General features: G+C 63.4%; 14 protein-coding genes. All 14 read left to right on the top strand.

Going from position 1 to position 13365, the window contains the following annotated elements:
• The first annotated feature begins 1 nt into the window (after position 1).
• Positions 2–475: a flagellar basal body P-ring formation chaperone FlgA gene (gene flgA, locus ABID44_RS11345; RefSeq protein ID WP_354151822.1), complete on the top strand. Its 474-nt coding sequence runs from the start codon at positions 2–4 to the stop codon at positions 473–475.
• Positions 472–1710: a flagellar basal body P-ring protein FlgI gene (locus ABID44_RS11340; protein WP_354151821.1), complete on the top strand. Its 1239-nt coding sequence runs from the start codon at positions 472–474 to the stop codon at positions 1708–1710. The genes flgA and ABID44_RS11340 overlap by 4 nt, the downstream gene beginning before the upstream one ends.
• Complete coding sequence (locus tag ABID44_RS11335; protein WP_354151820.1) at positions 1707–2276, top strand: MotE family protein; 570 nt, start codon at positions 1707–1709, stop codon at positions 2274–2276. Before ABID44_RS11340 ends, ABID44_RS11335 begins: the two co-directional genes overlap by 4 nt.
• A complete protein-coding gene (flgH, locus tag ABID44_RS11330; protein ID WP_354151819.1) occupies positions 2273–2977 on the top strand; it encodes a flagellar basal body L-ring protein FlgH in 705 nt (234 codons plus the stop codon). The genes ABID44_RS11335 and flgH overlap by 4 nt, the downstream gene beginning before the upstream one ends.
• Positions 2978–2995: 18 nt before the next feature.
• The gene (locus tag ABID44_RS11325; RefSeq protein WP_354151818.1) at positions 2996–3475 is read left to right on the top strand and encodes a flagellar basal body-associated FliL family protein; all 480 of its coding nucleotides are present in this window, start codon (positions 2996–2998) and stop codon (positions 3473–3475) included.
• Positions 3472–4203 (top strand): flagellar type III secretion system pore protein FliP, encoded by a 732-nt coding sequence (gene fliP, locus ABID44_RS11320; RefSeq protein ID WP_354151817.1) that lies wholly within the window; start codon positions 3472–3474, stop codon positions 4201–4203. Before ABID44_RS11325 ends, fliP begins: the two co-directional genes overlap by 4 nt.
• A gap of 186 nt (positions 4204–4389) precedes the next feature.
• Complete coding sequence (locus ABID44_RS11315) at positions 4390–5361, top strand: flagellin N-terminal helical domain-containing protein (RefSeq protein ID WP_354151816.1); 972 nt, start codon at positions 4390–4392, stop codon at positions 5359–5361.
• 188 nt (positions 5362–5549) lie between these two features.
• On the top strand, positions 5550–6482 hold the full coding sequence (locus ABID44_RS11310; protein ID WP_354151815.1) for a flagellin N-terminal helical domain-containing protein: 933 nt from the start codon (positions 5550–5552) through the stop codon (positions 6480–6482).
• 120 nt (positions 6483–6602) lie between these two features.
• Positions 6603–8264 carry a flagellar basal-body MS-ring/collar protein FliF gene (fliF, locus tag ABID44_RS11305; RefSeq protein WP_354151814.1) on the top strand — a complete coding sequence of 554 codons (1662 nt, stop codon included), beginning with the start codon at positions 6603–6605 and terminating at the stop codon, positions 8262–8264.
• On the top strand, positions 8264–8878 hold the full coding sequence (locus ABID44_RS11300) for a hypothetical protein (protein WP_354151813.1): 615 nt from the start codon (positions 8264–8266) through the stop codon (positions 8876–8878). Before fliF ends, ABID44_RS11300 begins: the two co-directional genes overlap by 1 nt.
• A complete protein-coding gene (locus tag ABID44_RS11295) occupies positions 8875–10149 on the top strand; it encodes a MotB family protein (protein ID WP_354151812.1) in 1275 nt (424 codons plus the stop codon). The genes ABID44_RS11300 and ABID44_RS11295 overlap by 4 nt, the downstream gene beginning before the upstream one ends.
• Positions 10146–11465 (top strand): MotC family chemotaxis protein, encoded by a 1320-nt coding sequence (locus ABID44_RS11290; RefSeq protein WP_354151811.1) that lies wholly within the window; start codon positions 10146–10148, stop codon positions 11463–11465. The genes ABID44_RS11295 and ABID44_RS11290 overlap by 4 nt, the downstream gene beginning before the upstream one ends.
• A complete protein-coding gene (fliK, locus tag ABID44_RS11285; protein WP_354151810.1) occupies positions 11462–12685 on the top strand; it encodes a flagellar hook-length control protein FliK in 1224 nt (407 codons plus the stop codon). Before ABID44_RS11290 ends, fliK begins: the two co-directional genes overlap by 4 nt.
• A complete protein-coding gene (locus ABID44_RS11280) occupies positions 12609–13205 on the top strand; it encodes a transglycosylase SLT domain-containing protein (RefSeq protein WP_378226479.1) in 597 nt (198 codons plus the stop codon). The genes fliK and ABID44_RS11280 overlap by 77 nt, the downstream gene beginning before the upstream one ends.
• The last annotated feature ends 160 nt before the right edge of the window (positions 13206–13365 follow it).

Raw genomic sequence — 13365 nt, 5'->3', positions numbered from 1 at the left:
GATGACCGTCGCCTCCCTCATCACAGGAATTCGCAGCGCCGTGCTGGCAATCGCCACGGTGGCGGGCATCTGTGCGCCCGCTCTCGCGCAGGAAGTGGTGCTGATTCCCAATCGCGTCATCTATCCGGGTGAAACCATCACTTCCGGCGCTCTGAGGCAGGTGACCCTGGTTCCCGGAAAGGTCAAGCCGGACGCGGTTGCAACTACGCTGCCCGAGCTGAACGGCAAGGTGGCGCGGCGCACGCTCCTGCCTGGCCGCTATATTCCCGCCGCCGCCGTACGCAGCGCCTGGCTGATCGAGCAGGGCGCATCCGTGCAGGTCTATTTCATTACCGGCGGGCTGACGATCTCGGCCACAGCGGTGACGTTGCAGCCGGGGTCTCCCGGTGACGTGGTCAGGGTGCGCAACGTCGACAGCGGCAAGGTGCTGACCGGAACGGTGATGGACGACGGCAGCGTCAGGGTCGGCACATGAAGCGCGCGCTCGCCCTTGCCCTCGCAGCCATGATGTCGTTGCAGCCGGTGCTGGCCGATGGCCTCGCCGACAAGCAGAAGCGCGCCATCGCGGCCGAAAAGGGCGGCTTCGTCGAGACCGACTACGATCCGGCCGCCACCGCGCGCATGTTCGAGGTCGCACCCGCGCCCAGCAACCTGCCCCCCGGCCAGATCGCCGCCCGCATCAAGGATGTGGCGCAGTTGCAGAGCGCCCGGGACAACCAGCTCGTCGGTTACGGTCTCGTCATCGGCCTTGCCGGCTCCGGCGACAGTCTGCGAAATTCTCCGTTCACCGAGCAGTCGATCCGCGCCATGCTGGAAAATCTCGGCATCGCGACCGAAGGCGGCAGCGCGCGGGCCCGTAATGTGGCCGCCGTCATCGTCACCGCCAACATGCCGCCCTTCGTGCAATCGGGCGCGCGCATCGACGTGACCGTCTCCTCCATGGGCGACGCCACCTCGCTGGCGGGCGGCACGCTGATCATGACTCCCCTGAAAGCGGCGGACGGCGAGATCTATGCAGTCGGTCAGGGGCCGGTGATCGTGTCCGGCTTCAATGCGCAGGGGCAGGCCGAACAGGTGACGCAAGGCGTCCCGACCTCAGGCCGCGTGCCCAACGGAGCCATTATCGAACGGTCGGTCGCCGCGGAATTCGGCGATCAGACAGAACTGACGCTGCAATTGCGCAATCCCGATTTCTCGACGGCGGTGCGCATCGCCGACGCCATCAACGCCTATACGCGCCAGCGTTTCGGGCAGCGCGTGGCGGGCGAGCGCGATGCCCGCACCATCTCGATCCGCAAGCCGAAGAACATATCGGCGGCCCGCTTCTACGCCGAGATCGAGAATCTCGTCATCCAGTCCGACACGCCGGCCCGCGTGGTGATCGATGAGCGCACCGGCACCATCGTCATCGGCAATCAGGTCCGCATTTCGCGCGTCGCCATCAGCCATGGCACGCTGACCGTGCGCATCACCGAAGCGCCGCGCGTCGTGCAGCCGGAGCCCTTTTCCAAGGGCGTGACGGCGGTCGAACCCGATACGGCCATCGGCATCTTCCATCCGGATGCGCGCATAGCGGTTCTGGACGGGCCGGACCTGCAAACGCTGGTTTCGGGCCTCAACCGGCTGGGTGTGAAGCCCGATGGCGTCATCGCCATCCTGCAGGGCATCAAGACCGCCGGCGCCCTGCAAGCCGACCTCGTGGTGCAATGACCATGTCGATCCTCCACAACTCCCACAAACTCCTCGTCGCGGCGGTTTTTGCTGCAAGCGCATTGGGCTCCGTCCATGCCGACGAGATCCGTCAGGTTTTGCCCGGTGCGCCGGAACCAGTCGCGGCGCAGGAACTGACCCGTGAATCCACGCCTGTCTTCGATCCCGAGGCCAGTGAAGTCCAGCGCTTCTGCTCCAACATCGCAGACGCCGCCCGCGACCGCCGTTACGCCTTGCAGGCGCAAGAGCTGAAGCAGTTGCAGGGTGAAGTCGACAAGCGGATCGAGGCGCTGGAAGAGAAGCGCAACGAATACGAAACCTGGCTCAAGCGCCGAGAGCTGTTTCTGGCCCGCGCCGAAGAAAGCGTCGTCTCGATCTATGCCGGCATGAAGCCGGACGCCGCCGCCGAGCGGCTGGCCATGGTCGAGACCGAACTCGCCGCCGCGATCCTCATGCGGCTCGACACCCGCAAGGCCAGCACCATCCTCAATGAAATGAACCAGAAGGCCGCCGCCATCCTGACCAGCGTCATGGCGAGCGCGGCCCGCAGGACGGACCCCTCATGATGCGCACATTCGCACTCGTTCTGGCATGTGCGGCGCTGGCCGGCTGCGCAACGGACCTGCGTGAGGTCAACAAGGAACCGGCTCTCTCGCCGGTCGGCTCCGGCATCGAGGGCGGCAGCGTTTCGGTCTACCAGTATCCGGAAACGCCGGCGAAGCCGGTCAAGCGCTTCTCGCTGTGGGACGACCGCCAGAGCCGGCTGTTCACCGACCCACGGGCGCTGCGTGCCGGAGACATCCTCACCGTCAACATCAAGATCAACGATCGCGCCCGGTTCAAGAACCAGAACGACCGCAGCCGCACCGCAAGCCGCACGCTCGGCTTCGACGCCAATATCGGCTGGGACGGCTCCTCGACAGGCGGCTCGGGCGATGGCAGCCTGAAGTCCAAGACCGAGACCAATGCCGACGGCGCGACGGAACGCTCGGAAACCATCGCGCTCAACGTCGCGGCGGTTGTGACCGAGGTGCTGCCCAACGGCAACCTGATGATCAAGGGTTCGCAGGAAGTGCGCGTCAACGCCGAGCTGCGCGTGCTTCATATCGCCGGCATCGTGCGCCCATCCGATATCGGCGCAAAAAACACCATTTCTTATGAACGCATTGCCGAAGCCCGCATCTCCTATGGCGGACGCGGGCGCATCTCCGAGATCCAGCAGCCGGCCTACGGCCAGCAGATTCTGGATCAGGTCCTGCCGTTCTAGGGGCGGCGAACCATGGCGATGGCGGATACAGCAACACAACCGACGCAAAAAAGGCCGTCGATCATACTCCAGATGGCGATGCTGGCCGGCCTCACCGTGGTCGCGCTCGCCATTGGCTGGGGCGCCGGCGTCTATCTGAAAGGCCAACAGGCCGCAGCACCCAAACCGGCGACGGCAGCCGCCGCGGAGCCGGTCGTGGCAAGCCGCGGCCCCAGGCTGGTCACGCAGGATTTGCCGCCGATCACCACCAATATGGCGGCGCCCACTGAAACCTGGGTGAGGATGGACCTCTCCCTGCTCCTTGAGGCGCCTCTGGCGGCGGAACTTTCAAGCGCCATCCATCAGGACCTGCTGGCTTTCATGCGCACGGTCAAGATGCATCAGGTGGAGGGTCCCAGCGGCTTCCAGCATCTGAAGGCGGACCTGCGCGAAAGGGCGTCGATGCGCAGCAGCGGCAAGGTCAGCGACGTTCTGATCAGGACGCTGGTGTACGAATGAGAGTCGCGGCGAGCGCAGGCGTCATCCTGTTGGCACTGACCGGGGCTGCTGCCGCGCAGCAGATCGACCTCGGCGGCATCGGCCAGATGAGCGGCTCGACGGTCGGGGCCATCATCCAGCTCTTCGGCGTGATCACGGTGCTGTCCGTAGCGCCGGGACTGCTCATCATGGTGACCAGCTTCACCCGCTTCATCATCGCCTTTTCGATCCTGCGCGCCGGCATCGGGCTGCAATCGACGCCTGCCAATCTGATCCTCATCTCGCTGTCGCTGTTCATGACCTTCTATGTCATGGCCCCGACCTTCGACCGCGCCTGGAATGACGGCGTGCAGCCGCTCATGGACAACCGTATCGAGCAGGCCGAAGCCGTGCAGAAGATCGCCGACCCGTTCCGCACCTTCATGCTGGACAATGTCCGCGAGAAGGATTTCGACCTGTTTGCCGATCTGGCCCGCGAACGCGGCCAGACCGTCTCGCGTGAAGAGGTCGACCTGCGCATTCTGGTGCCGGCCTTCATGATTTCAGAGATCCGTCGCGGCTTCGAGATCGGATTCCTGATCGTGCTGCCATTCCTCGTCATCGACCTGATCGTGGCCACAATCACGATGGCCATGGGCATGATGATGCTGCCGCCGACCGTCGTGTCCCTGCCGTTCAAGATCATGTTCTTCGTGCTGATCGACGGCTGGAACCTGCTGGTGGGGTCGCTGGTTCGATCCTTCGCCTGAAACGGGAACAGGCCCGCTTACCATTGGTTAACCATGTTGCTTATGCTTTTGGAAGCAACTGTCCGCCATAGTCCCGGAAATGGCGGTTGATCGCGCTTAGCAGATCATTGGCATGATGCCGTACCGTCATACCGGTCGAGCCGGTATGTCAGTTTTTCCCGAGTAAAAATCAGGGTACGTGTATCCATGGCCAGCATCATGACCAATTCATCCGCTTTGACCGCGCTTCAGAGCCTGAATTCCACCAACAAGGCGCTTGAAACCACCCAGAGCCGCATCTCCACCGGTTATCGCGTCGCCACCGCCTCCGACAACGCCGCCTACTGGTCGATCGCCACCACCATGCGTTCGGACAACAAGGCCAATTCGGTCGTGCAGGATTCGCTTGGCCTCGGCGCCGGCAAGGTGGACACCGCCTACACAGCCATGAACAAGGCCATCGAGGTGGTCGACAAGATCAAGGAAAAGGTCCTGCTGGCCAAGACGGCCGGCACCGAGGACCGCGCCAAGATCCAGGCCGAGATCGAGACCTACCAGGCGCAGCTCACGGACAATATCGGCGGCGCCAACTATGCCGGCTCCAACCTGCTGAGGACGGATTCGACCGGCACGGCGACCGGGATCAGCGTCATCTCCTCCTACAATCGTGATGCCGACGGCGTGGTGACCACGGGCACCATCGACGTGACCTTCGAAACCACGCGCCTGATCGACAGCGGCGCCGTCTCCGGCTCCACCGACCCGGATGACGACGTCGCCGCCACCGGCGTCCTCGACAAGGCTGGCGGGGCGTCCGACAAGAGCATCCTCAACCTGAGCGTCTCCAACCTGACCGGCGTCACGGGCTTCGACGCCGATGACGAGACCACCATCTCGGCCGCCTTCGACAACATGCTGACCGACATCGAAGCCGCGCTCAGCTCGATGGCGACCGGCGCGGCCGAGCTCGGCGCCGCCAAGGCCCGCATCGACATGCAGTCCTCGTTCGTGTCGAGCCTTTCGGACTCGATCGACAAGGGCGTGGGCCAGCTTGTCGACGCCGACATGAACAAGGAATCGACCCGCCTTCAGGCCCTTCAGGTCCAGCAGCAGCTCGGCATCCAGGCGCTTTCGATCGCCAACGGCAACTCGCAGCAGATCCTGTCGCTGTTCCGCTAAAAACCGCCCGGCTTCGGCCGGAGCTGAAAAATTGGAAGGCCGTGCTTCGCATGAAGCGCGGCCTTTCTGTTTTTTCGACCGCCCCACCTCACTCTTTAATCGTCTGTTAACCACGAATTCGTAATTATGGTTAACCGAAGGTTTCGCATGTGGCGGACCGAACGCTAGTTGACCGAGGGGTGGCACCAGTGTCGAGCATCATGACGAATGCATCCGCAATGACGGCTTTGCAAAGCCTGAGCGCGACCAACAAGGCTCTCGAACAGACGCAGGCCAGAATTTCGACCGGCTATCGCGTGGCGGAAGCCAGCGACAATGCGGCGTATTGGTCGATCGCCACCACCATGCGCTCCGACAATCAGGCGAACTCGGTGGTTCAGGACGCGCTCGGCCTCGGGGCCGGCAAGGTCGACACCGCCTACACTGCCATGAACTCGGCTCACGATGTGGTCGACAAGATCAAGCAGAAGGTGCTGCTCGCCAAGGCCAGCGGCACGGAAGAGCGCGCCAAGATCCAGTCCGAAATAAGCACCTATGTCGCCCAGCTTCGCGACAGCATCGGCGGCGCTTCCTATGCCGGCTCGAACCTTCTTCAGACCACCGGCGCCGACGGCAAGGTTTCAATCATCTCCGCCTATAACCGCGATTCGAGCGGCGCGGTCTCCACCACCACCATCGACATCAAGTTCACCAATATCAGGCTGATCGATTCCGCTGTGACCCCGCCGGCGGCGGGAACCGGCATCCTCGACACGGTAACCGGAAACGTTTCGGGCGTCTCGATCCTCAATATCGACCTGAACGATCTTTCGGGCGTGACCGGCGCCGATGATGCGGCCAGGTTCGACAATCTCCTGACCGATATCGAGGCGGCGCTGGGCAAGATGACGAACGCCGCAGCGGAACTCGGAGCGGCCAAGGCGCGCATCGATATGCAGAAGGATTTCGTCTCCAAGCTGATGGATTCCATCGACAAGGGCGTGGGCCAGCTTGTCGACGCAGACATGAACAAGGAATCGACCCGCCTTCAGGCTCTCCAGGTCCAGCAGCAGCTTGGCATCCAGTCGCTTTCGATCGCCAACACCAACTCCCAGAACATCCTGTCGCTGTTCAAGGGCTGATCGGGACCGTTTTTTCCTCCCCTATCCTGAACGGGCTGCCTCACGGCGGCCCGATTTCATTTTCGCACAAGCTTCGGCGGCTAGCCTGTGAACGGGCGAAGATGCGGGAGCCGTATGGCAGTGCCGGAACAAATCCAGACCATCATCGAAAACCTCAAGGGCTTCGGCACAAGGCGGCTTGCCCTGATGGGCGGTATGGCCGCCCTGATCATGGCCACGATCGTCATCGGCTCGATCTATCTGAACCGGCCGGCATACGAGACGCTCTATATCGGACTGGAACGTTCCGACGCCAGCCAGATCGGCGTGGTGCTGGGCGATGCGGGGATGGAATTCGATGTCGGCGCGGACGGCACAAGCGTGTTCGTCGCCGCCGGCAACACCGCCCGCGCCCGCATGCTTCTGGCCGAGAAGGGCCTGCCCAACAGCGCCAATGCCGGTTACGAGCTTTTCGACAATGTCGGTTCGCTCGGCCTCACCTCCTTCATGCAGCAGATCACCCGAGTACGGGCTCTCGAAGGCGAGATTTCCCGAACCATACAATCGCTGGCCGGCGTCAAGGCCGCGCGCGTGCATATCGTAATGTCGGAGCGCGCGAACTTCCGCCGCGATGAACAGCAGCCGTCCGCTTCGGTGGTGATCCGATATGCCGGCGTGGACGGCGCCAGGACCGCACAGTCGATCCGCCACCTTGTCGCCGCCGCCGTTCCCGGTCTCGGCGCGGAAAAGGTCACGGTTCTCGATTCCGCCGGCAATCTGCTTGCGGCAGGAGACGACCCGTCCAACACCAGCGCCGCTCGCTCGCTCGGTGTGGAGCAGACGGTCGAAGCCCAGATCGGGGACAATATCAGGCGGGCCCTGACCCCCTATCTCGGTCCGGACAATTTCCGCGCCAGCGTCAAGGCGAATGTGAACACGGACACCAGACAGATCGAGGAGACGACCTTCGATCCCGCATCGCGCGTCGAGCGTTCGGTGCAAAGCGTGCGCAACAACGAGGCGAGCAGCCAGCGCCAGACCGCAACCCCCACCAGCGTCGAGCAGAATCTGCCGGAGACGCAATCCGTCGCGTCCGACGGTCCGCAGTCCAGCTCCCAGAACGATCGCCGCGAGGAGATCACCAACTACGAGATCAATTCCCGGCGCGTGGCCACCATTTCCAACGGCTATACGGTGGACAGGATGTCAGTGGCGGTGGTGGTCAACCAGCAGCGCCTGCTTTCCATTCTGGGTCAGGACGCAACCCCGCAGGAGATTGCGGATCGTGTCGCCGAAATCCGCAAGGTTGTGGCGTCCGCCACCGGTTTCGATGAAAAGCGCGGCGATGTCATCGATGTCTCCGCCGTGGAATTCATCGATGGGCTGGACGGCGTGGCCCTGCCCCAGCCCGGCGTCATGGACTCTTTCGGCAAATATGCCGGCACGCTCATCAACGCCGCCGCCTTCGTGACTGTCGCCTTCCTTGTCGCCTTCTTCGGTCTGCGCCCGATGGCTGCGGCCCTGACTGCCCAGTCCGCTCCGGCCCTTGCCGCCCCGGGCTTCGAGGACATGCAGCGCTCCCTGCCCACTCCGGAGCTGGCTGCGGAAACCGCCGAAACACCGGCCCTCACGGACGCCAGCCGCACGGCGACGGCGCAGGTTGACGACATAAGTCGCAGGTTGAAGCCGGCTCCACAGGAGCGGCTGGCGCGAATGGTCGACCTCAATGAGGAGCGCACTGCCCAGATTCTACGCAAATGGGCGGCCGCCGAAGCAGCTCCCGCCTCCGCCGAGGCAGCGTGATGTCAGCTGCGGCGCTTTGGGACCTGTTGCCGGATTTTGGCGCCGCCAATGACCACAGCCGGGCTCCGCCGGCTGCCCAACCGGCACAGGAGCAGCCGGCAGAGCCCGATGTCGACGCGCTGATCGCCGCCGCTGTCGCGCGGGCCGAAACTGCGCTTGAGGCGCGTCTTGCCGAAGCCCATCAGGCGCAGTTGGCGGCGGAGCGCGAAGCGGCGGCCTCGGATGCGCAGGCGCTCATGGAAAGTTTCGGTTCGAATATCGGCGCGCTGATATCGGGTCGTCTGGAGCAATTGCAGCAGCAGCTCTGCGAAACAATGGAGGCGGCCGCAGCCCGCACCATCGGCGGGGTTTTGAGCGACACCCTGCGTGAGCGCTCGCTGGCGGCGCTCGCCGACACGATCGCCTCGACACTCGACGAGCCCGACGCCATCCGCATGAAGGTGCAAGGCCCCGCGCATCTGTTTGAAGCGCTTTGCACCGCGCTCGGCGACCACGCCGGACAGCTCGACTTCGTCGAGACACCCGGCTTCGACCTCACCATTTCCGTCAACGAGACGGTGATCGAGACTCGCATGGGCGAATGGTCTGCCGCCTTGTCCGGAATCGTGTCATGAGCAGCGCCGAAACCACCGAGCCCAGACAGGAAATCATCATCGTCCGCCGCAGGTACGATGAGGATGAGGCGCATCACGGCGGCGTGTGGAAGATCGCTTTCGCCGACTTCATGACGGCGATGATGTGTTTCTTCCTCGTCATGTGGCTCATAAACGCCGCCAATGAGGAAACGCGCGCCGCCGTCGCCAGTTACTTCAACCCGATCAAGCTGATCGACCGCAACTCCAGCCGCAAGGGCCTTGAAGATCTGGGCGACGGACCCGCATCTTCCGGGCGGGCGGAAAACGATCCGTTTGAGGCCCTCGCCAAGACCGGAACGGATAGCGAAGGCAATGCCGGCTCCGTCAACGAGCAGAACGAACTCGAAAAAGCCGGCGCTCATACGCTCTCGCCGGACGAGCAGCTTTTCGCCGATCCCTACGCCGTGCTTGCCGAGATAGCAGCCAATTCCGGGCGATTGCAGAATGTCAGCGAAAAGGGGGACGGCGGAGCGCAAAATTCCGGGCCCTCGTCGGGCGCCTCCGGCGGCGAGTTCTATCGCGACCCGTTCGCTCCGGACTTCTGGTCGCAGGAGATGACCGACCCGCTGGCCGAAGCCAGCGCCGAGCGCGCGAAAGCCGGAGAAGAAACCGTCTCCGAAGCCTCGCCGCAGGAGAGGCAGAAGGAAACAGAGCCAAAGGCCGAGGCCGCCGCTCAAGACGGGCGGGTTGAAGTTGCTTCCGCAACCCAAGCTGCCGACACCGGCGAAAAGCAGCATGAGCCCCATCCACAGGAGGTGCGCCCCGAAGCCGCTCCATCTGAAGTCAAGGCCCGACAAACCGCTTCGGAAATCCGGCGGCAGATAGCGCAGGCGTTCGGCGCAGGCGACAAGATCGGCGAAGGCATATCGGTGGAAGCCACGGAACGCGGCGTGGTGCTCACCATCACCGACCAGCTCGATTTCGGCATGTTCGAGATCGGATCGGCGCTGCCGCGCCGGGAACTGGTTCTCGCCATGGAAGAGATCGGCAAGATCCTCGACGGGAACGCGGGCCTGCTTTCCATTCAGGGGCATACGGACGCCCGCCCGTTCCGCAGCGCCACCTATGACAACTGGCGTCTCTCCACCGCCCGCGCCCATGCCGCCTATTACATGCTGGTGCGCGGCGGCATAGAGGAGGCGCGCATCAGGGAAGTCTCCGGTTTCGCCGACCGTGAACCGCGCAACAAGGCCGATCCGATGGCTGCCGTGAACCGCCGCATCGCCATTCTTCTGGAAACGCAGCCATGAGGCGGCGACTGTCGTGCTTGTGGCTGCTCCTGGCGGGTTCGTGTCTGGCCCTTCCGGCTCTGGCCGCCCCATCGAACGAAGGCTTGCAGCCCTATCAGCTCGTACGTTCGCTGCAACTGGTGCAGGACCGCATCGCAGGCGGCGACCACGCCGCCCTGCCCATGCAGGGCAAGCTTCTCGAACTCACCGATGCGCGTCTGAGAAAAGCCGCCACCTCTGATTTCGAAGAACCGCGCAATTTCCGCGCGCTCCTCGTCTACGGCATGAGCGGCGGCAATCCCGCAACCTTGCGCAACGCCGTCCCGCAATTGCAGCTCGATGAGCATGACAAGGCGCTGGCTGCCGGCGTCATCGCCTATCTTGAGGGCGATCCCGGCGGAGCGCTGAAAGCGTTCGAGCGTGTCGAACTGGAAGCGCTTCCCGAAGACATCTTCACCTTCATTGCGCTGGTGAAGGGCTCGCTGCTGGCAAGGGAAGCACCGGATGCGGCGCTTTCGCTTCTCGATCGGGTCCGGCTTCTGGCTCCCGGCACGCTGGTGGAGGAGGCTGCGCTGCGCCGCTCCATCGCCATCACCGTCACAACCTCCGATGCAGACCGCTTCGCGCGCGCCTCCGCTCAATATGTCGCACGCTTCCTGCATTCGCCCTATGCGAGCCAGTTCGCGGATGCGTTCGTCACCGGGGCTGTCGCGCTTGACGGAGCAATCAGCCGCAACACGCTGGTCGATATCGTCTCGACGATGGACAAGGAGCGCGAGCGGGTGATCTGGCTGCGCATCGCCCGCGGTGCCGCCATAGACGGCTTGAGCGACCTTTCAGCATTCGCCGCCGTAAGGGCCAAACTGAACGCCGGAGGAAGCGGAAGCGCCGACGATCCCCGCACGCTCCTTTACTCGGGCCTTTCCAACATAGCCGGCGAGCCGGTGAAGGAACTTGCGGAAAAGCTGGAAAAAATCGATCGCACCAGATTGTCGCCGGGCGACCGCATGCTGCTTGACGCCGCCCGCACAGTCACCAGCAAGGTCGTCGCCCCGCCGGCTGGCATATTCGCGGCGACCCCGACGCAGGAACTAGAAACGCCCGCCGAAGCGATGCCGGTGGAAGTCGTCCGGGCTGTGTCCGTGGGAGACGAGGAGGGATTGCCTCTGGTCGAAGGCATCATGCCTGAACCGGAGGAGATCGAGGTCGCCCCCGCCCGCCAGGTCGCGGCCGAACCGTCTGAGCCCGAAAAGCCCGACCAGACTGACGAGGCTATCGCCAACATGCGCCGCTCAATCGACAGAATCGACCAATTGCTCGGAATCGCCCCGCTATGAGCATCAACAACATCTTGCAGGCATTGACCCGAACATTGCCCGTCTCCGCTGTGGAGCGGCAGGGGGCTCAGAAAGGCGCTGCTGATTTCGGCGACATTCTGGATGAAAACAAAGGCGACGTAGCGACGAATGACAGGATGCCTGCCGACGGCAAACGCGCCGGTCATATTCGCCCGGCCGAACAGCATGGCGGCATGATTGCGCAGATCAGGCTGGATGAAAGGGATATCGAGCGGGTGGAAAGCGAAACGCCATCGCAAGCGCCGGAAGTCGCCATGCCGCCGGCTGCGGAAGAAAGCCCGCCGCTGATGAACTTCCCACACGCCGGTCGGACTTTAACCGAAGAGCAGGAAGACGCCACCTTGCCAGACGGGCGCGACATCCAACCCAACCAGGCGGTTGCGCTCTTCCTGCCATCGACAAAACCTGCCGAACCCGCCCCTTCTGGCCCGGTGACGCCTGATCTCCCCGATACGGGCAGAGCCGAGCGGAGGGCGAATATCTATACCGGCACGGCGCAGCTCACAGATGTCGAGACGTCTTCGGACCCGGGGGCACGGGAAAAAACCGTTTCCCCGGGCGAAACCGCAGAGCGGCCCGTTTCGCAGCCGCGCGGACAGCAAGGCCGGGAAGAGCCGGCGCAGCGGGTTACGGTGGTCGCAACGCAGAGTTTCGCCGCCCCGGTCAACGCCAGCATCAACCCGACCATTGCCGGCGTCGCCGAAGCGCTGGCGGGTGACGAAGGACTGAAACAGGCTGTTGTGGCCACTTCTTCGTACGGCGCAGCCCAGCAACGAACCATGGGCGCGGCTCACAGTCTCAGGATCGAGCTGCATCCTGCGGAACTTGGCATGATCAGTGCGCGCCTCCTGCTCGCCGGCGATCAACTTTCGGTTGAAATAAAACCCGATACGCACGAAGGATGGCAACGCCTTTCCTCCGACAGCGAAACGATCGCCCGCGCCATGCGCGATCTGGGTTTCGAAATTTCCAGAGTCACTATCCTGCCGCCTTCCGGGACGGCGACGCCACCCCCGCGCGCAGATGCCGGGGGCTTCGCCAGCCGTGAAGGCTCCTCTTTCCAGTCAAGTGGATCAGGCCATGAAAGCGGCTCGCAGGGAGAACGACATGCGTCCGGCGACAATGCGCGGGAAAATAGGCAACCCGTTCGCTCATCGTCATCTGCTGCCGCGAACGGTGGTCGCGGCCTTTATATCTAGCCTGTTGGCCAGCGCCGCCGCCGCGTCCACGAACGCCTGCGAACGCGAAATTCTGCGGGCGGCGGAGCGCTACCAGATTCCCGCCGGCATCCTTTACGCGGTTGGGCTGACGGAGACAGGAAGGAAGGGCAGCCTCCAACCCAATGCCTTGAATATAGAAGGAAAAGCTGTCTTTCCGAAAGATCGCGCCGAGGCGCTGGCAGCCTTTCGCGATGCACGGCGGCAGGGTCGCAAGCTGATCGATCTCGGCTGCATGCAGGTGAACTATCACTATCACTCAGAGAACTTCCGCAGCGTGGAGGACATGCTCGATCCGCGCCGCAACGTCGACTATGCCGCGCGCTTTCTGGCGAGCCTCCACGTCCGTCATTCGACATGGTCGATGGCGGTGGCGCGCTACCATGCCGGCCCTGACAACGACCCACCCCAGAAAGCGTATGTATGCCGCGTCATCGCCAACATGGTGGCGGTCGGCTTCGGCAAATGGACGGACAAGGCCCGCGCTTTTTGCCGGCCGTGAGTTGCAGCCCTGCTGGCTGTTACGGCACGAAATCGAAGAAAAATGGTATAAAACCGTCGAAACACGATACAACCTCTGCGTTTATCCACTCCCCAAAATCATGGTCGCAAAAATTGAAGGTTGGTCAGGATTCCGCCTGACCGTTAACCATTTTTTTGGG

This window comes from Aquamicrobium ahrensii (genome assembly GCF_040545755.1).
Classification (GTDB): Bacteria; Pseudomonadota; Alphaproteobacteria; order Rhizobiales; family Rhizobiaceae; genus Mesorhizobium; species Mesorhizobium ahrensii.
The sequence above is the reverse complement of the archived record's forward strand: the minus strand, read 5'-3'. Positions and strand labels throughout refer to the sequence as shown.

What these genes read in the sequence shown, in the direction of transcription:
- flgA (WP_354151822.1), top strand. Translation starts at nt 2, where the DNA reads ATGACCGTCGCCTCCCTCATCACAGGAATTCGCAGCGCCGTGCTGGCA.
- ABID44_RS11340 (WP_354151821.1), top strand. Translation starts at nt 472, where the DNA reads ATGAAGCGCGCGCTCGCCCTTGCCCTCGCAGCCATGATGTCGTTGCAG.
- ABID44_RS11335 (WP_354151820.1), top strand. Translation starts at nt 1,707, where the DNA reads ATGACCATGTCGATCCTCCACAACTCCCACAAACTCCTCGTCGCGGCG.
- flgH (WP_354151819.1), top strand. Translation starts at nt 2,273, where the DNA reads ATGATGCGCACATTCGCACTCGTTCTGGCATGTGCGGCGCTGGCCGGC.
- ABID44_RS11325 (WP_354151818.1), top strand. Translation starts at nt 2,996, where the DNA reads ATGGCGGATACAGCAACACAACCGACGCAAAAAAGGCCGTCGATCATA.
- fliP (WP_354151817.1), top strand. Translation starts at nt 3,472, where the DNA reads ATGAGAGTCGCGGCGAGCGCAGGCGTCATCCTGTTGGCACTGACCGGG.
- ABID44_RS11315 (WP_354151816.1), top strand. Translation starts at nt 4,390, where the DNA reads ATGGCCAGCATCATGACCAATTCATCCGCTTTGACCGCGCTTCAGAGC.
- ABID44_RS11300 (WP_354151813.1), top strand. Translation starts at nt 8,264, where the DNA reads ATGTCAGCTGCGGCGCTTTGGGACCTGTTGCCGGATTTTGGCGCCGCC.
- ABID44_RS11295 (WP_354151812.1), top strand. Translation starts at nt 8,875, where the DNA reads ATGAGCAGCGCCGAAACCACCGAGCCCAGACAGGAAATCATCATCGTC.
- ABID44_RS11290 (WP_354151811.1), top strand. Translation starts at nt 10,146, where the DNA reads ATGAGGCGGCGACTGTCGTGCTTGTGGCTGCTCCTGGCGGGTTCGTGT.
- fliK (WP_354151810.1), top strand. Translation starts at nt 11,462, where the DNA reads ATGAGCATCAACAACATCTTGCAGGCATTGACCCGAACATTGCCCGTC.
- ABID44_RS11280 (WP_378226479.1), top strand. Translation starts at nt 12,609, where the DNA reads ATGCGCGGGAAAATAGGCAACCCGTTCGCTCATCGTCATCTGCTGCCG.